General features: G+C 61.4%; 14 protein-coding genes. 5 read left to right on the plus strand and 9 right to left on the minus strand.

The features are described 5' to 3' along the window. Positions 1-9: 9 nt before the first annotated feature. The 7 genes from flgK to QF045_RS22025 all read right to left on the minus strand — a co-directional run bounded on the left by flgK (position 10) and on the right by QF045_RS22025 (position 9,271). Complete coding sequence (gene flgK / locus QF045_RS21995) at positions 10-2,055, minus strand: flagellar hook-associated protein FlgK (protein WP_306494009.1); 2,046 nt, start codon at positions 2,053-2,055, stop codon at positions 10-12. Positions 2,056-2,065: 10 nt separating this feature from the next. Beyond that, the gene (gene flgJ, locus QF045_RS22000) at positions 2,066-3,325 is read right to left on the minus strand and encodes a flagellar assembly peptidoglycan hydrolase FlgJ (protein ID WP_373424461.1); all 1,260 of its coding nucleotides are present in this window, start codon (positions 3,323-3,325) and stop codon (positions 2,066-2,068) included. Between the two features lie 10 nt (positions 3,326-3,335). Beyond that, positions 3,336-4,424, minus strand: a complete 1,089-nt coding sequence (locus QF045_RS22005) for a flagellar basal body P-ring protein FlgI (RefSeq protein WP_306494940.1) — start codon at positions 4,422-4,424, stop codon at positions 3,336-3,338. 27 nt (positions 4,425-4,451) lie between these two features. Further along, positions 4,452-5,147 (minus strand): flagellar basal body L-ring protein FlgH, encoded by a 696-nt coding sequence (gene flgH / locus QF045_RS22010; protein ID WP_124387598.1) that lies wholly within the window; start codon positions 5,145-5,147, stop codon positions 4,452-4,454. A gap of 52 nt (positions 5,148-5,199) precedes the next feature. Further along, on the minus strand, positions 5,200-5,985 hold the full coding sequence (gene flgG, locus QF045_RS22015; protein ID WP_057721328.1) for a flagellar basal-body rod protein FlgG: 786 nt from the start codon (positions 5,983-5,985) through the stop codon (positions 5,200-5,202). A 70-nt stretch (positions 5,986-6,055) separates the two neighbouring features. Next, positions 6,056-6,796, minus strand: coding sequence for a flagellar basal body rod protein FlgF (locus QF045_RS22020; protein WP_306494011.1), 741 nt, complete (start codon positions 6,794-6,796; stop codon positions 6,056-6,058). Positions 6,797-7,708: 912 nt separating this feature from the next. Beyond that, entirely contained in the window at positions 7,709-9,271 is a 1,563-nt protein-coding gene (locus QF045_RS22025; protein ID WP_306494012.1) for a sigma-54-dependent transcriptional regulator, read from the minus strand. 257 nt (positions 9,272-9,528) lie between these two features. Here QF045_RS22025 and phhA point away from each other — a divergent pair, with 257 nt between their 5' ends. The 3 genes from phhA (at position 9,529) to QF045_RS22040 (ending at position 11,980) form a co-directional block, all read left to right on the plus strand. Next, on the plus strand, positions 9,529-10,347 hold the full coding sequence (phhA, locus tag QF045_RS22030) for a phenylalanine 4-monooxygenase (protein ID WP_306494013.1): 819 nt from the start codon (positions 9,529-9,531) through the stop codon (positions 10,345-10,347). An 83-nt stretch (positions 10,348-10,430) separates the two neighbouring features. After that, positions 10,431-10,787, plus strand: coding sequence for a 4a-hydroxytetrahydrobiopterin dehydratase (locus QF045_RS22035; RefSeq protein WP_213547755.1), 357 nt, complete (start codon positions 10,431-10,433; stop codon positions 10,785-10,787). Then, complete coding sequence (locus QF045_RS22040) at positions 10,787-11,980, plus strand: amino acid aminotransferase (protein WP_306494014.1); 1,194 nt, start codon at positions 10,787-10,789, stop codon at positions 11,978-11,980. The genes QF045_RS22035 and QF045_RS22040 overlap by 1 nt, the downstream gene beginning before the upstream one ends. A 211-nt stretch (positions 11,981-12,191) precedes the next feature. Here QF045_RS22040 and QF045_RS22045 read toward each other — a convergent pair whose 3' ends face one another. Beyond that, positions 12,192-13,001: a UDP-2,3-diacylglucosamine diphosphatase gene (locus QF045_RS22045; RefSeq protein ID WP_306494015.1), complete on the minus strand. Its 810-nt coding sequence runs from the start codon at positions 12,999-13,001 to the stop codon at positions 12,192-12,194. A 142-nt stretch (positions 13,002-13,143) separates the two neighbouring features. Between QF045_RS22045 and QF045_RS22050 the strand changes: the two genes are divergently transcribed. Further along, positions 13,144-14,025, plus strand: a complete 882-nt coding sequence (locus QF045_RS22050) for a DMT family transporter (protein ID WP_306494016.1) — start codon at positions 13,144-13,146, stop codon at positions 14,023-14,025. Between the two features lie 2 nt (positions 14,026-14,027). Here QF045_RS22050 and QF045_RS22055 read toward each other — a convergent pair whose 3' ends face one another. Next, positions 14,028-14,315, minus strand: coding sequence for a SelT/SelW/SelH family protein (locus QF045_RS22055; protein ID WP_306494017.1), 288 nt, complete (start codon positions 14,313-14,315; stop codon positions 14,028-14,030). Positions 14,316-14,398: 83 nt separating this feature from the next. Between QF045_RS22055 and QF045_RS22060 the strand changes: the two genes are divergently transcribed. After that, a complete protein-coding gene (locus QF045_RS22060; RefSeq protein ID WP_306494018.1) occupies positions 14,399-16,588 on the plus strand; it encodes a patatin-like phospholipase family protein in 2,190 nt (729 codons plus the stop codon). The last annotated feature ends 538 nt before the right edge of the window (positions 16,589-17,126 follow it).

The following is a 17,126-nucleotide window of genomic DNA, read 5'->3' on the forward strand; positions in this document are numbered from 1 at the left end:
CAGGCTCCCTTAAAGACTATTGATCAGCGTGCTGAAGGTTTCTTGCGCAGCCTTGATGATCTGCGACGACGCGGTGTAGTACTGCTGGAACTTGATCATGTTGCCCGCTTCTTCATCCAGGTTGACCTGGGACACCGAGTTGCGCGCATCCTGGTTGGCCTTGAGCAAGGCGCCGGTGGCGGTAGTGTCGGTATTGGCTGAAGCGGCCTTGGCCCCCACGGTCGAGACCAGACGGCTGTTGGCCGTCACCAGGCTCACACCGCCGCCACTGCCATCGGACAGCCCGACCGTGGCCTTGGTCTGCAGGTCGAGCAGGGCCAGGGCGTTGCGGTTATCCGACTTGCCCGAGGCGTTGAAGGAAAACGTGGTGCTGTCACCGTCAGCTGGCGAACCGCCGACCGTGGTATCGAATTTAAAGCTCTTGGCCGGAACCAGCAGTGCGCCGTTGGCGTCACGCATCGGCACATCGACGGTGATCTTGTTGCCCTGGCCCGGAACGATGGTGCCGGTGCCGATCGAGTTGCCCTGGGCGTCGTTGAGCGTGTAGCCCTGAGTGCCATCAGCCGCAGGCTTGCCGAACACCATCTTCACCGGCATCGAGTGTTCAATCCCGGTACGCAGTTGCGCGGTATCGGCGCCGCCATGGATATCGATGGGCAGGGTCAGGGTCGGCGGAGTAAAGGTGCCGGTACCCTGGTTGGTCTTACTGCCCTCGCCCAGCAATGGCCCGGCGAACGCGATTTTATTGGCATCGGTCAACGCGGTGCCGATGTTCGTCGCGCCAGTGGCCGTTGGGCTGACCTTGAAACTGTCGCCTGCGGCTATCGGGCCCTTGCCATCCAGGGCCAGGGTGAAGCCGTCGATCACCGGTGGTGGCGCGGTGTTGGTATCGAACGCGCCCATGGCTTTGCCGTCGGAACGCACAACCGTGTAGTTGTTGGCGCTGCTGAAGGTCACTTTGTAGTCGTAGGCCGACAACTTGCTGGTGTCGCTGATGCTCACGTTCAAGTTGCCGGAGCCGGTGCTGTTGCCCATCGCGCCCTGACTGCGCTGGGCAATGGCGGCGGCACTGTTGATGTCCTTGAACAGCGACGAGCCGAAGTCACCGTTCAGGTCCAGGCCTTGGCCCAGTTGGCTGTTGACGGTGTCGGCGGTCGCCAGGGCAATTCGCCCCAGATCGTTGATAGCCGGCATCAGCGCATCGCTGCGATAACGCAACAGACCGCCAATGCTGCCGCCACTGAGCACGTTGCCCAGGTCGATCGCGGTACCGCCGCCGGCATTGAGCTGAATGGTGTACTGGCTTGGGTCGCTGTTGCTCGGTACCGCCGAAATGGTGTTCGACTGATCGCCCAACACCAGGGATTGACCGGTGCCGGTGCTGACGCTGAACACACCGTTCTTTTCGCTGGTGGTCACGCCGACCAGCTCATTGAGCGAACGCACCGCTTCGTTACGTGCATCCAGCAGGTTGGCCGGGGCGCTGCTGCTGGAGCCTTGAGCCAGAGTGATCTGCTTGTTGAGCGAGGCAATCGAGGAGGTCAACTGGTTGACCTGATCGCTCATGGTGCCCAACTGGCCGTTGATCGACTGTTTTTGCTCGTTCAACTGGCTGGAAATCGAGTTGAAACGGTTGCTCAGGGTCTGGGCGCCGGTCAGCAGCACTTGCCGGGCCGACACGTCGCTGGGGTTGGCCGCCGCAGTCTGCACAGCGGAGAAGAACGCACTGAGTACCGACGACATGCCGGTGGTCTTGTCCGACAGGGTCTTGTCGATGGCGCTGGCCTGGCTGGCATAAGCCTTGGCATCGTTACTCAGCGCCGTGCTGTTCTGATACGCCGCATCGAGGAACTCGTTATACACCCGGCGCACGTCGGCCAGGGTCGTGCCGCTGCCGATGTACACACCGCCGTACGGGTTGTTGGCGTTGGCATTCTGCGTGGTCTGCTGACGCGAATAACCCGAGGTGTTGGCGTTGGCGATGTTATTACTCAAGACCGACAACGATCCTTGAGCGGCATTGAGCCCTGACATCCCGATACTGAGCAAACTCATGGTTCAGACCTTATAAATGTGTGGTTGCGCCAGCGGCAGCGTAGTTCTGGTAACTGTTCATGTTTTTGGCGATCTGCGAAATCTTGCTGGCGTAATCCGGGTCGGTGGCGTAACCGGCTTTTTGCAACTCGCGCACAAAGCGTTCCGGGTTGTCGGCTGATTTCACGACTTCTTTATAGCGATCATTGCTTTGCAGCAGGGTCACGAGGTCATGGAAGCTGTCTTGATAGGAGCTGTAGGAGCGGAACTGCGCCGTCTCCTTGACCATCGCGCCGTCGCGAAACTCGCTGGTGATCGCGCGCGCCTGGCCGCCCTGCCAGCTCTGGCCGGCCTTGATGCCGAACAGGTTGTGGCTGCTGCTGCCGTCTTCGGCGCGCATCACCGATTTACCCCACCCGGTTTCCAGGGCGGCCTGGGCCACCAGGTACTTCGGATCGATACCGATACGCTCGGCCGCAGCCTTGGCCATCGGCAACATGGTGGCGACGAACTCATCCTGCGAGCTGAAAGCCTTTTTCGCTGGTGCCAACGGTGGTTGGGCGATGGCGCGGCCGTAGACCTGCATGCGCCCGCTCGGCACCGCAACGCTGCGCGCGGTGCTGTTGACCACGTTGTCGTCGGCGGCACTGTTGCGCAGCGGCGCGCTTTGGGTTTGGGCGGCGACCGGCGTGCTTGGCACAATGCCGGCCAGCAGGCGGTCGGTCAGTTTGCTTGGCAAGGCGATACGGCGCTGGTTCATCAGCTCCATATCGTTGGCATGCGCACTGGCGCCTTGGGGCACTTCCACGCGGTAGGCCCACAACGGGCGCTGGCCATTGGTGCGACCCAACGGACCTTGCGCCTGGGTGCCGGCGGCAATTTCCGTCGGCACATCGGCTTTCTTCACTGGCGCCTCGGCTGCCGGCCCCTGCAAGGTGGCCGCCTGGGCGTCCACCGGTTTGTTCTTCTGCATCTGGCGCATCAGCACGTCGGCCAGGCCGATACCACCGCCTTCGCGGGACATCGACACCGCCAGTTGCTGGTCGTACATTTCCTGATATTGCTTGGCCGCCGGGGTGTTCATCGGGTTGTCCTTGCCCAGCGCTTCGGTGGCCGAACGCATGGACTTGAGCATCTCGCTGAGGAACAACGACTCGAACTCCTGCGCCACCTTGCGCATGTTGCCATCGCTGTTCTTGTCGGCGCCGACCTTGAGCTGATTAAGCCGATTCAGGTCCGAGTAAGACCCCGAATCCGCCGTGCTGCTGATCCCGCTCTTGCGCATGTCCATGACCATGGCCTCAGATCACAATCAGGTCGGCTTGCAAGGCGCCGGCCTGTTTCAGGGCTTCGAGGATCGCCATCAAGTCGCCGGGGGCCGCGCCCACCTGGTTCACCGCGCGGACAATCTCGTCCAGGGTGGTACCGGGGCCGAACTTGAACATTGGCTTGGCTTCCTGCTGGGCATTGACCCGCGAACGCGGCACCACCGCCGTCTGGCCGTTGGACAGTGGCCCAGGCTGGCTGACAATCGGGTCTTCGGTGATGGTCACCGTCAAGCTGCCGTGGGTTACCGCCGCCGGCGAAACCTTGACGTTCTGGCCGATCACGATGGTGCCGGTGCGCGAATTGATGATGACTTTGGCCACGGCCTGACCGGGGTCCACCTCAAGGTTTTCCAGGATCGACAGATAGTCCACACGCTGGCTTGGGTCCAACGGCGCGGTCACCCGCACCGAACCGCCATCGATGGCCTGGGCCACACCAGGGCCGAGCATGTCGTTGATCTTGTCGACCACGCGCTTGGCGGTGGTGAAGTCGGAACGGTTGAGGTTCAGGGTCAGGCTGTTGCCCTGGTTGAACCCGCTCGGCACGGTGCGTTCAACCGAGGCGCCACCGGGAATGCGGCCGGCCGACGGTACGTTGACGGTGATTTTCGAACCGTCGCGGCCCTCGGCGTCGAACCCGCCCACCACCAGGTTACCCTGGGCGATGGCGTAGACGTTGCCGTCGATACCTTTGAGCGGCGTCATCAGCAACGTACCGCCACGCAGGCTCTTGGAGTTACCCATGGACGACACGGTGATGTCCACCACCTGCCCCGGCTTGGCGAACGCCGGCAAATCGGCGCTGATCGACACCGCTGCAACGTTCTTCAACTGCACGTTGCCCGAGCCTGGCGGTACCTTGATGCCGAACTGCGACAGCATGTTGTTGAAGGTTTGCAGAGTGAACGGGGTCTGGGTGGTCTGGTCACCCGTGCCATTGAGCCCCACCACCAGGCCATAGCCGATCAACTGGTTGGTGCGCACGCCGGAAATGCTGGCGATGTCTTTCAGACGCTCGGCCTGGGCGACGGCGCTCAGGCACAGCAACAATGCCGCCGCCATCAGCTGCTTGAAGTTCAAAGTGGCCACCTAGAAAGGGAACAGCGGGCTAAGGAAGAAACGGTCGAACCAGCCCGGCTGGCTTGCATCAGCAAACGAACCCGTACCCGAGTAGGTAATCCGCGCATCGGCAATCCGCGTCGACGGCACGGTGTTGTCGGTGGAAATATCATCGGCACGCACCATGCCGGCAATGCGCACCAGCTCGTCGCCCGTGTTGAGGGTCATCCACTTTTCACCGCGCACGGCGATGATGCCGTTAGGCAGCACGTCGGCCACGGTCACGGTGATCGAACCGGTCAGGCTGTTGCCCTGCCCTGCCGCACTCTTGCCGTTGGTGGCGCGATCGCCGCTGTAGCCGGCATTGAGACTCAGGTCACCATCACCCAACGGGTTATTGGTGGTCAGGCCACCGCCAAACAGCGAGGTCAGGCCGATGCCAGTCTTGCTGGTCTTGCCGATCTGCGAGTTGGCGTTCTTGCTGGCCTGGGTCTTCTCGTTCAGGGTGATGGTGATGATGTCACCGACCCGGAACGCCTTGCGGTCGCTGTACAGGTTCTGCTCGAAACCGGCCTGGTAGATCGAGCCATTGTTAGCCGCCGCCGGCAACGGCGTGCGTGGCAACACCGGCGCGTAGTACGGGTCATTGGGCTTCGGCGTCGGGGCGACACAGCCCGCAAGTACGGCGATCCCACTCAATGCCAAAACAGAAACAAAGCGATTCATGACCCTTACCTCACGGTGTTGCAGGCGCTTTCAAGGGCGCCCCATAGACTGATTACAGATTCTGCGTTACGAACGAAAGCATCTGGTCGGCGGTGGAGATCACCTTGGAGTTCATCTCGTAGGCGCGCTGAGTGGTGATCATGTTGACCATCTCCTCAACCGTGCTGACGTTCGACGTTTCCAGGGTGCTTTGCAGCGTGGTACCGAAACCGTTCAGGCCAGGGGTGCCGATTTGCGGCGCGCCGCTGGAGGCGGTTTCCAGGAACAGGTTGTTGCCCATGGCCTGCAGGCCGGCCGGGTTGATGAAGTCGGCGGTTTGCAGGTTGCCGATCACTTGCGACGCGGGGTTGCCGGCCACGGTGATCGACACGGTGCCGTCGTTGCCGACGGTGAAGGTCTTGGCGTCTGCCGGAACCACGACAGCCGGCTCCAGGGCGAAACCGTTGGCGGTCACGATCTGGCCGTTGGAATCCAAGTGGAAGGTGCCGTCACGGGTGTAGGACGTGGTGCCATCCGGTTGCAGGATCTGGAAGAAGCCACGGCCGTTGATCGCCATGTCCAGCGGCTGGCCGGTCTGTTGCAGGTTACCGGCGCTGAAGTTTTTCTGAGTGCCGACGATCTGCACACCGGTACCCAGTTGCAGGCCCGACGGCAGTTCGCTGTCCTGGGTCGACTGGGCGCCTGGCTGGCGCTTGATCTGATAGAGCAAGTCCTGAAACTCGGCGCGATCACGTTTGAAACCCGTGGTCGACACGTTCGCCAGGTTGTTGGAAATGGTCGTCAGGTTGGTGTCCTGGGCGGACAGGCCTGTCTTGGCAACCCATAGAGCCGGAAGCATGCTGTTCTCCTTCGTGCGCCTGTTTGTTGGCGCCGTGCTGCGCTGTTTATTTAAAAGCCAACTAAGGCAATTAGCTCATCTGCATGACGCGAGTCATGGCCTGATCGTCTTCTTTAGCGCTGTTCATCATCTTGACGTGCAGCTCGAACTGCTTGGAAAGCGCCAGTACCGCCGTCATTTCTTCCACGGCATTAACGTTGCTCGCCTGCAGGAAGCCCGAGGTCAGCTTGACGTTCGCGTCGGCCTGGGCCGGCTGGCCATCCTTGGTGTGGATGGTGCCGTCCAAGCCTTTGGTCATGTTCTTGAGGTCGGGTTGGACCATCTTGATGCGGTCCACTTCCGCCATCACCCGTGGGCCTTCGCCCATGGCACGGATGCTGATGGTGCCGTCGGCGCCCACTTCGATTTTCTGCTGGGGCGGCACGGCGATCGGACCGCCGTTGCCCATGATCGGCATACCGTTGCCGGCCCGCAGCACGCCCAGTGCATCCACGTTCATGCTGGCGCTGCGCACGTAGGCTTCGCTGCCGTCTGGGGTTTGCACCGCCATCCAGCCGTCGCCGCTGACGGCCACGTCCAGGTCACGACCGGTTTCAATCATCGCGCCCGGCGTGAAGTCGGTGGCCGGCCGTTCGGTCAGGGCAAAGGCCCGCGCCGGAAAGCTGTCACCGAACACTGGCATCGACCGCGCCTGCTCCAGGTCGCGCTGGAAACCGTTGGTGGAAATGTTCGCCAGATTGTTGGCATGGGCCTTCTGCGCCAGAGCATTCTGGCTGGCGCCGGTCATTGCCACATAAAGGTACTTGTCCACGCTCTATCCTCTTTCTGACGGACGCTTGCCGCCCACCGCTGTACTGAGGAGGCTTAAGCAATTTGCGAACCAACTTTTCAGAAACGGGCGAAGTCCAGGCGTGGCGGGGGTTTGTGGGGGCGATGCAAGATTGCGAGCGCGGGTGAGAGTCGAAAAAACGGCGGACTACTGCCGCTAACGGCAAGCCTCGGTCTTGTTGGCGACGCAAATCAAATGTGGAAAGGGGGCAAGCTTGATTGATCGTTCCTACGCTCCGTGAACGATCAGCTGGAAGTGACGCAAATCAAATGTGGGAGGGGGCTTGCCCCCGATGGCGGTGGGTCAGTTAATAAGTCTGTGGCTGATACACCGCTATCGGGGCATAGGTATCTACACAACTTTGTAGCAGCCTACAGTAACTCAGTAACCGCGATGCGAAGCGAGCCGCTCTTGATCTTGCTCTTGATCTTTGGCGCCCCGTTAAACCACGCTGGCCGGAGTTCGACAGTGATTTGGGGGGTGAACCGGCAGGGATGCCGGTTTAGCCGCCCCGCGCCATGGATGGCGCGTGACGGCGGCCCCCCAAATCACTGTCGGATTACGGGCACACCGAGCGTGAGCGAGGTGCCGAGTGGTGGGGCAAGCGCCCTTTGGTTACTTTGGGGCTTTTCCAAAGTGACCCGCCGTAAGGGCGGAACCCTAAGCCGCCGTTACCGCAGCAACGGATATGTACTCGCCCTGATCCAACATCATGGTCGGCTTTTAGGCCGCCATCGGGGGCAAGCCCCCTCCCACATTGGAACGCGGAGCGTCAGTTAGAGATGCTTCGGCTGCTGAGCCGTCACAGGTTTAGGGCCGCGCGAAGTTGTGTAGATACCTATGGCTATCGGGGGCAAGCCCCCTCCCACAGTTTTGACCAAGTTGCGCCGGTTGTTATTTGGCGGTCTTGAGGATTTCGTAGTCGCGCAGTTTGTTAGCAATGGTGGTGTGGGATACATCCAGGCGCTTGCCCAATTGCCGACTGCTGGGGTGCTCGGCGTACAAGGCTTCCAGGACGGCCTTCTCGAACCGCCCGACAATGGCTTCCAGCCCGCCTTCCAGCGAGAAATCCCCAAGGGGCTGGCGCACGCCGTAATCCGGCAAGCGAATATGCTCAAGCTTGACCGTCCCGCCTTCGCACAGCGAAACCGCCTGGAACAGCACATTCTCCAACTGCCGCACATTACCCGGCCAGTGATAGTGGCTGAGCTTGTCCATCGCGGCAGGCGCCAACTTGGGCAGGGGGCAACCGATCTGCCGGCTGGCCTGGTCGAGGAAGTGCTCGACCAGGGGCGCCAGGCCGTCAAGGCATTCGCGCAGCGGCGGGATGTGCAGCGACAGCACGTTCAAGCGGTGATACAGGTCCTGGCGAAATTCGCCGCGGGCGCACAGCTCGGACAAATCCACCTGGGTCGCACAGATCACCCGCACGTCGAGGTACACCTCCTCATCGCTGCCCACACGACGAAAGCAGCCATCCTGCAAAAAGCGCAGCAGTTTTACCTGCAGGCGCGCACTCATTTCCCCAACGCCATCGAGAAACAACGTACCGCCGGCGGTCAGTTCCAGCAGCCCGAGCTTGCCTTCGGCCCGTGCGCCTTCGAACGCGCCGGGGCCGTAGCCAAACAGCTCGGTCTCGGCCATTGACTCAGGCAATCCCGCGCAGTTGAGCGCCATCAGAGGCGACTGGCCACGCGGGCTGGCGAGGTGGCAGGCACGGGCCAGCAGTTCTTTGCCGGTACCGGTTTCGCCTTCTATTAATAAAGGCGCATCCAGCGGCGCCATGCGTCGGGCTTCGCGCACCACGGCAGCCATCACCTTGGAACTCTGGAAAATGCTGTCGAAGCCGCGCAGTTCCTGCTTGCGCACGTTGTAGATGCGCTCGCCCACCCGGTCGGCGCGGTGCAGGGTCAGCACCGCGCCGGCCATGGCTTCGCTGTCATCATGTTCGGAAGATTGCAGCGGCGCGATATCCGCCAGGAACACATCGCCCTTGACCTTGACCCGCAGGCCATTGATCCGCGACTTGCTGGCGCGCACCAGCTCCGGCAAGTCGAAGTCTTCGGCGTAGCGCGACAACGGGATTCCCGGCACTTCATCCACCCGCACGCCGAGCAACTGCGCCGCCGCACGGTTGGCCGCAACGATGGAGCCACCCATATCGATGGACAGCACGGGAAACTCCAGCGCGCCGAGCAGCGCATTGAGTTCCATATGCCGACGCTCGCTGGGCATCAGCCCTACCCTTTTCACGCCAAATACCCCGGCTATCGCCTCGAACTGCGGGCGCAACGCCTGGAACTGCATGTTCACAAGGTTCGGGCAGAACAGGTAGATGGCATTGCCATGCTCCCCGCCGACCTCGCCCTTGGCGACGTTCACGCCGTACTCCACCAGCAGGTTGAGGATGTCCCGCAAGATGCCGATGCGGTTTTGGCAATGCACTTTGATACGCATGAAAAGGCTCGAAAAGTGGAGTGGCGCTGCGGCTTTTTGCCGCTGGGCGCAGATAGTCGTCAAGATTATGTGACAGCCCGTGAGCTTTTCCCAGCCCAATGCAGCGCAGGGCGCCACATCCGTAACGAATAGTTTACAAAATCCAGTAACTTTTCCTACCTAAAAGCCTTTGAAGCCGGTGGAAACCGGCCCTGCACGGGTTATCAATAGAGACATCGCAGGACATAACAAGAACGAATGCCTAGCAGGAGAGCCGTATGAAGCAGACGCACTACGTGGCCCGCGAGCCCGATGCGCAAGGTTTTATTCACTACCCACCGGAAGAACACGCGGTGTGGAACACCCTGATCACGCGCCAGTTGAAAGTGATCGAGGGCCGTGCCTGCCAGGAATACCTGGACGGCATCGACAAGCTTGGCCTGCCGCTGGATCGCATCCCACAGCTGGCCGAGATCAACAACGTGTTGGCCGAGACCACTGGCTGGCAAGTCGCCCGCGTGCCGGCGCTGATTCCCTTCCAAACCTTCTTCGAATTGCTCGCCAGCAAGCAGTTTCCAGTGGCTACCTTTATTCGTACCCGTGAAGAACTGGACTACCTGCAAGAGCCGGATATCTTTCACGAAATCTTTGGTCACTGCCCGCTGTTGACCAACCCCTGGTTCGCCGAATTCACCCACACCTACGGCAAGCTCGGCCTGGCGGCCAGCAAGGAACAAAGGGTGTACCTGGCGCGCCTGTACTGGATGACCATCGAATTTGGCCTGGTGGACACGCCCGAAGGTCGGCGCATCTACGGTGGCGGTATTCTGTCGTCGCCCAAGGAAAGCGTGTATTGCCTGTCGGACGAGCCCGAACACCAGGCCTTCGATCCGCTTGAAGCGATGCGCACCCCCTATCGCATCGACATCCTGCAGCCGTTGTACTTCGTGCTGCCCGAGCTCAAGCGCCTGTTCGATGTGGCACAGGAAGACATCATGGGCATGGTGGAGCGCGGCATGCAGTTGGGCCTGCATGCGCCGCTCTTTACCCCAAAAGCAGCCTCCCATACCCAAAGCCGCGTGAACCTTGCGTTTTAACGCCAGGTGAGTCTGTTCCCTGGCCGCGCGTTGCTTTAGGGTGACGCCACTGACCTTCAATCATTCGAATTCAGGACACCTTCATGACCACCTTGAACCAAGCCCACTGCGAAGCCTGCCGCGCCGATGCGCCGCAAGTCAGCGATGAAGAACTGCCGGTGCTGATCAAACAGATTCCGGACTGGAACATCGAAGTCCGCGACGGCGTGATGCAGTTGGAAAAGGTTTTTCTGTTCAAGAATTTCAAGTTCGCCCTGGCCTTCACCAACGCCGTGGGTGAGATCTCCGAAGCCGAAGGCCATCACCCGGGCCTGCTCACCGAATGGGGCAAAGTCACCGTGACCTGGTGGAGCCACTCCATCAAGGGCCTGCACCGCAACGACTTCATCATGGCCGCGCGCACCGATGAAGTGGCCAAGAGCGCTGAGGGTCGCAAGTAATGCACTTCGATGCGATTGGCCGCGTGCCCGGCGACCCGATCCTCGGGTTGATGGACCTGTACGCTCAGGATGCCAACCCGAACAAATTCGACCTGGGTGTGGGCGTCTACAAGGACGACCAGGGCCTGACGCCGATTCCGCACTCGGTCAAGCTCGCCGAGCAGCGTCTGGTCGACAGCCAGACCACCAAGACCTACATCGGCGGTCACGGCGACGCAGCGTTTGGCGCACTGATCAGCGAACTGGTGCTTGGCGCCGATTCGGCCTTGCTCGGCAAGCACCGCGCCGGTGCCACCCAGACGCCGGGCGGCACCGGTGCCCTGCGCCTGACAGCCGACTTCATCGCTCACAGCCTGCCCGGCCGTGGCGTGTGGCTGAGTGACCCGACCTGGCCGATCCACGAAACCATATTTGCCAAAGCCGGGCTCAAGGTCAGTCACTACCCTTACGTGGGCAGCGACAATCGCCTGGATGTGGCGGCGATGCTGGCCACGCTGTCCAGCGTACCCAAGGGCGACGTGGTCCTACTTCACGCTTGCTGCCACAACCCCACCGGGTTCGACCTGTCCCAGGATGACTGGCGCCAGGTGCTGCAGATCGTGCGCGAACGCCAATTGCTGCCGCTGATCGACTTTGCCTACCAGGGCTTTGGCGACGGCCTGGAGCAGGATGCCTGGGCGGTACGCCTGTTCGCCGCCGAACTGCCGGAAGTGTTGATCACCAGTTCGTGCTCGAAGAATTTCGGTTTGTACCGCGACCGCGTTGGCGCCTTGATCGTCTGCGCGGCGGATGCGCAAAAGCTTGTGGATGTGCGCAGCCAACTGGCCAATATCGCACGCAATTTGTGGTCCACACCGCCGGATCATGGCGCCGCCGTGGTCGCGACCATCCTGGGCGATGCCGAGCTGAAACAGCAATGGAGCGACGAAGTCGAAGCCATGCGTTCGCGCATCGCCCAGTTGCGTGCCGGGCTAGTGGAAGCACTGACGCCCCACGGCTTGGCTGAGCGGTTTGCGCACATCGGGACGCAGCGTGGGATGTTTTCCTATACCGGCTTGAGTGTCGAGCAGGTCAAGCAACTGCGTGAGAAACACAGTGTGTACATGGTCAGTTCGGGACGGGCCAACGTGGCGGGGGTCGATGCCACGCGCCTGACCCTGCTGGCCCAGGCCATCGCCGACGTCTCCAACTGAATAAAACCGGAACAAAATGTGGGAGGGGTTAAGGCTTTGTGTAGGAGCGAGCTTGCCCGCGAAAAACGTCAACGATAACGCGTGCTTTCTGAACGAACGCGGTGCCTGTGAGTTTTTCGCGAGCAAGCTCGCTCCTACAGAGGACGGTGTACACTTAACTGAATGGCATTAGGGCTTGCCCCCCTCCTATATTTTGACCGAGTCAGGACCTTCAGGTTACGGCCACCTCGGCCCTCAGCTGCGCTTCTCTGGCCTGCGCATCCGCCAACCGATACAACTCGATATGCCCATCCCAGTGCTCGATCAAGGCCGTGCAGGACTCCACCCAATCGCCGCAGTTGAGGTAATCCACCGCCCCCACCTTGCGGATCTCGGCATGGTGAATATGCCCGCATACCACTCCATGCAACTCACGCTTGGTTACCTCATGGGCGATGGCTTCTTCGAAATCGCTGATAAAACTCACGGCGGTTTTCACCTTGTGTTTCAAATACGCCGACAGCGACCAATAACCATAGCCATAGCGCGCTCGCCAGTGATTGAGCCAGCGGTTCAAGGTGAGGGTAAATTCGTAGGCCGAGTCGCCCAGGAAGGCGAGCCAGCGGTGATAACGGGTGATAACGTCGAACTGATCGCCATGAATCACCAGCAGGTGTCGGCCGTCGGCGGTGACATGCACGGCCTCGTCCACCAACTGGATATTGCCCAGGATCAGCTTGGAATAGCGCCTTAGAAACTCGTCATGGTTACCGGTGACATAGATCACCTCGGTGCCACGCTTGGCCATGGTCAGCAGGCGACGGATGACGTTGGTGTGGGCTTGCGGCCAATACATGCCGCCGCGCATTTTCCAGCCATCGATAATGTCGCCGACCAGATACACCTTGTCGGCGTGGTAGCCCTTGAGAAAGTGCGACAAGTGCTCGGCCTGACAGTCCCGGGTGCCCAGGTGCACGTCGGAAATCCACAGGGTACGCACGCGTTGCTTGCGGCTGGGTTTGGCGAATTCGGCACGGGTCATGGGTGTCCCTCGACGCTGTTTTCGCGAGCTTGCGCCCTGGGGGTTAATAGCCCGTGACAGCCGTGCGTCAGTCTGATGACAGCGCGTTCGCCGCCAAGCGTTGTAGACTGCGCCCCTGTTACCCCTTGGCTCAAGGATCGCCATGACTCCCCGCTCAGCCCTCGGCGCCCTGCATATCGGCGCATTGATGTTTGGTCTCACTGGCGTATTCGGCAAGCTGGCGGCCGCCTCCCCCGCCATCATCGTCTTTGGGCGCGCGGCATTTGCCGTGATTGCCCTGGCGGTGTTTGCCCGCTTTGCCAGCCATGCGCCATGGAAGCGACTCGAGTGGCGTGACTGGCGCCGCTTGCTCGTCAGCGGTGTGCTGCTGGCGGCGCATTGGGTGACGTTCTTTATTGCCGTAAAAGTGGCCGGCGTGGCGGTTGCGACTTTGGGGTTTACCGCCTTTCCAGCGTTTACGGTGATCCTCGAAGGGCTGATTTTTCGCGAGCGCATTCGCGCCAATGAAGTGCTGCTGGTGGCGTTGGTCACCGTCGGGCTGGTGTTGGTCACCCCGGACTTCAACCTGGCCAGCGAAGCCACCGGCGGACTGCTATGGGGAATTGCCTCCGGGCTGCTGTTCTCCTTGCTGTCGCTGAATAACCGCGCCAGCTCCGGGCGAATTCCCGCCGTACAGGCCGCGCTGTGCCAGAACGTGGTGGTTGCGGCCTGCCTGTTGCCCGTGGCGGCGCCGGGCCTGGCCGATGTGCGCGCGCTGGACTGGCTGTGGATCGGCTTGCTTGGCGTGTTCTGTACCGGCCTGGCCCATAGCCTGTTTGTCGCCAGCCTCGCAGTGATCAAGGCGCGCACCGCGTCAGTGGTGTTCGCCATGGAACCGGTCTATGGCATCACGGTGGCCTGGCTGCTGTTTGCCGAAACCCCGACCTTGCGCATGCTGCTGGGCGGCGCGCTGATCATCGTCGCCATCGTGCTGTCCGGTCTGATGGGCGGCGCCAGCCAGGCCAAGCAGCCGGCGGCGGCCTGACTTCACTGGGTGCGGTCGTTGTGCCCCAGGTCGCGCTGCGGGTCGATCTGATCGCGCACGCGCTGCTTGAGCACCTTGGCCTCCGGGAAGCCACCATCGGCCTTGCGCTCCCAGATCTGCACATCGTCGCAGGTGATGCGAAACGCGCCGCCGGTTGATGGCGCCAGGGACACTTTGCCCAGATCGTCGGCAAACGTACTCAACAACTCCTGCGCCAGCCACGCGGCACGCAACAGCCACTGACACTGGGTGCAATAGGTGATCACGATCTCGGGTTTACGTGCGGACATAAGGTGAAAGGCTCCTGCGTGACGGCTTCGGTGGATCGAGTGGCTATAATACCGGCCTTTATCGACCAGCCTCGAGACTTATGATGCGCCGCCTGTTGTCCTGCCTGTTCCTGTGCCTGCTGCCCCTGCTCGCCAATGCCGCCGAAAGCCCACGGCCTAAAATCGGCCTGGTGTTGTCTGGGGGCGCTGCACGTGGCCTGGCGCATATCGGTGTGCTCAAGGCGCTGGAAGAACAAGGCATCCAGGTCGACGCGATTGCGGGCACCAGCATGGGCGCGGTGATCGGCGGGTTGTACGCCTCGGGCTACAAGATCGACGAGCTGGAAAAACTCGCGCTCAATATCGACTGGCAACAGGCCTTGTCCGACGCCCCGCCTCGGGAAGACGTGCCGTTCAGGCGCAAGCAGGATGACCGCGACTTCCTGGTCAAACAGAAACTGAGCTTTCGCGACGACGGCAGCCTCGGCCTGCCGCTGGGCGTGATTCAGGGCCAGAACCTGGCGTTGCTGCTGGAAAGCATGTTCGCCCACAGCAGCAATACACGTAATTTCGACAAGCTGCCGATTCCATTCCGGGCCGTGGCCACCGACATCACCACCGGCGAAAAAGTCGTGTTCAGCAAGGGCCACCTGCCCCAGGTGATACGCGCCAGCATGTCGATCCCGGCGGTGTTCGCTCCGGTGGAGCTGGACGGGCGCCTGCTGGTGGACGGCGGCATGACCGACAACATCCCCCTGGATGTGGCGCGGGAAATGGGCGTGGACATCGCCATCGTGGTGGACATCGGCACGCCGCTACGCTCGCGCAAGCAATTGGCGACCGTGGTTGATGTGCTTAACCAGTCCATCACTTTGATGACGCGGCGTAACTCCGAGGAGCAACTCAAGGCCTTGCACCCCAAGGACGTGTTGATCCAACCGCCCCTCGCGGCCTACGGCGTGACGGATTTCGGACGCGCCAAGGACATGATCGATGCCGGCTACCGCGCCACGCGTGCCCTCGACCTGCGCCTGGCGCACCTGCGCCCCGCCGAACCGCTAGACCCGCAACTGACCGCCGCCCGCACGCCAGGCGAGCGCACCCCGGTCATTACCGCCATCGAGGTGGAAAACGACTCCAAAGTCAGCGACGACGTGATCCGCTACTACATCGGCCAGGAGTTGGGCGAACCGCTCAACCTCGGCCGTCTGCAATCGGACATGGGCACGCTGTACGGCCTCGACTATTTCGAGCAGGTGCAATACCGCGTGGTGAAAAAGGCCAAGAACAACACCCTGGTCATCAGTGCGCGAGGCAAACGCAGCGGCACCGACTACCTACGCCTGGGCTTGAACCTGTCGGATGACATGCGCGGCGACAGCGCCTTCAACCTGGGCGCCAGCTATCGGGTGAACGGTATCAACCGCCTCGGCGCCGAATGGCTGACGCGGGTACAGATCGGCGATCGCCAGGAGCTGTACAGCGAGTTCTACCAACCCATGGATACGGGCTCGCGCTACTTTGTCGCGCCTTATATCAGCGCTCAGGCGCAGAACGTCGAGCTGATCCTGGACAACGACCCCATCTCGGAATATCGGCTGGAGCGCTACGGTTTCGGCTTGAACGTCGGACGGCAAATCGGCAACAGCGGCGAAATCCGCTTCGGCGTGGGTGAAGCCTGGGGCAAGGCGGACGTGCGCATCGGCGACCGCGACCTGCCGAGCGTGAGCTTCAGCGAGGGCTTCTATGAGCTGAAATACTCGTTCGATTCTTTCGACAACGTGTACTTCCCGCACACCGGCGAAGACATCGCCCTGGCCTTCCGTGAGTTCGAACCGGGACTGGGTTCGGACCAGCGCTACCGCCAATGGGAGTTCAAGCTGGACAAAGCCATGAGCCACGGCCCCGACACCCTGATCCTGGGCGGGCGCTACGGCCGCACCCTGGATAAATCCGATGTGGTGATCTCCAGCTTCCTGCTGGGTGGCGCGCGACAATTGTCGGGCTTTCGCGAAGATGCGATCTCGGGCCAGAACGTCAGCCTGATGCGCGCCGTGTACTACCGCCGCCTCACACCGCGCTCCTACCTGCCGCTGGATTTCCCCTTATACCTGGGCGCCTCGGTGGAGCGCGGTCGGGCATGGAACAACGACAACCAGTTCGACAGTGGGTATATCAACGCGGCGAGTATTTTCCTCGGCTTTGATACGCCACTGGGCCCGCTGAATTTCAGCTATGGATTCAATGATGACAACCAGAAGGCGGTGTACCTGAACCTGGGCCAGACTTTCTGACACAACGCAGAGTAAATGTGGGAGGGGGCTTGCCCCCGATAGCGGTGAATCAGTCAAAAATGCTCCAACTGAACCACCGCTATCGGGGCATAGGTATCTACACAACTTTGGCGTAGCCCTGAACCTGTGGCGAGGGAGCTTGCTCCCGTGGCGACCTGGCGGCCTATAGCTATCTGATTGATGCCGCGCGATCCAAATGTGGGAGGGGGCTTGCTCCCGATGGCGGCCTGACAGCCGACCAGGATGTTGGATCAGAGCGCGTACATATCCGTTGCTGCGGTAACGGCGGCTTGGGGTTCCGCCCTTACGGCGGGTCACTTTGGAAAAGCCCCAAAGTAACCAAAGGGCGTTTGCCCCACCACTCGGCACCTCGCTCACGCTCGGTGTGCCCGTAATCCGACAGTGATGTGGGGGGCCGCCGCCACGCGCCATCCATGGCGCGGGGCGGCTAAACCGGCATCCCTGCCGGTTTACCCCCCAAATCACTGTCGAATTGCGGCCAGCGTGGTTTAACGGGGCGCCTAAAATCAAGATCAAG

This window comes from Pseudomonas sp. W4I3, assembly GCF_030816195.1.
Taxonomy (GTDB): domain Bacteria; phylum Pseudomonadota; class Gammaproteobacteria; order Pseudomonadales; family Pseudomonadaceae; genus Aquipseudomonas.

Bases quoted from the DNA above. Each gene is read 5' to 3' on its own strand.
- flgK (WP_306494009.1), bottom strand. From the start codon at position 2,055: ATGAGTTTGCTCAGTATCGGGATGTCAGGGCTCAATGCCGCTCAAGGA.
- flgJ (WP_373424461.1), bottom strand. From the start codon at position 3,325: ATGGACATGCGCAAGAGCGGGATCAGCAGCACGGCGGATTCGGGGTCT.
- QF045_RS22005 (WP_306494940.1), bottom strand. From the start codon at position 4,424: ATGGCGGCGGCATTGTTGCTGTGCCTGAGCGCCGTCGCCCAGGCCGAG.
- flgH (WP_124387598.1), bottom strand. From the start codon at position 5,147: ATGAATCGCTTTGTTTCTGTTTTGGCATTGAGTGGGATCGCCGTACTT.
- flgG (WP_057721328.1), bottom strand. From the start codon at position 5,985: ATGCTTCCGGCTCTATGGGTTGCCAAGACAGGCCTGTCCGCCCAGGAC.
- QF045_RS22025 (WP_306494012.1), bottom strand. From the start codon at position 9,271: ATGCGTATCAAAGTGCATTGCCAAAACCGCATCGGCATCTTGCGGGAC.
- phhA (WP_306494013.1), top strand. From the start codon at position 9,529: ATGAAGCAGACGCACTACGTGGCCCGCGAGCCCGATGCGCAAGGTTTT.
- QF045_RS22035 (WP_213547755.1), top strand. From the start codon at position 10,431: ATGACCACCTTGAACCAAGCCCACTGCGAAGCCTGCCGCGCCGATGCG.
- QF045_RS22040 (WP_306494014.1), top strand. From the start codon at position 10,787: ATGCACTTCGATGCGATTGGCCGCGTGCCCGGCGACCCGATCCTCGGG.
- QF045_RS22045 (WP_306494015.1), bottom strand. From the start codon at position 13,001: ATGACCCGTGCCGAATTCGCCAAACCCAGCCGCAAGCAACGCGTGCGT.
- QF045_RS22050 (WP_306494016.1), top strand. From the start codon at position 13,144: ATGACTCCCCGCTCAGCCCTCGGCGCCCTGCATATCGGCGCATTGATG.
- QF045_RS22055 (WP_306494017.1), bottom strand. From the start codon at position 14,315: ATGTCCGCACGTAAACCCGAGATCGTGATCACCTATTGCACCCAGTGT.
- QF045_RS22060 (WP_306494018.1), top strand. From the start codon at position 14,399: ATGCGCCGCCTGTTGTCCTGCCTGTTCCTGTGCCTGCTGCCCCTGCTC.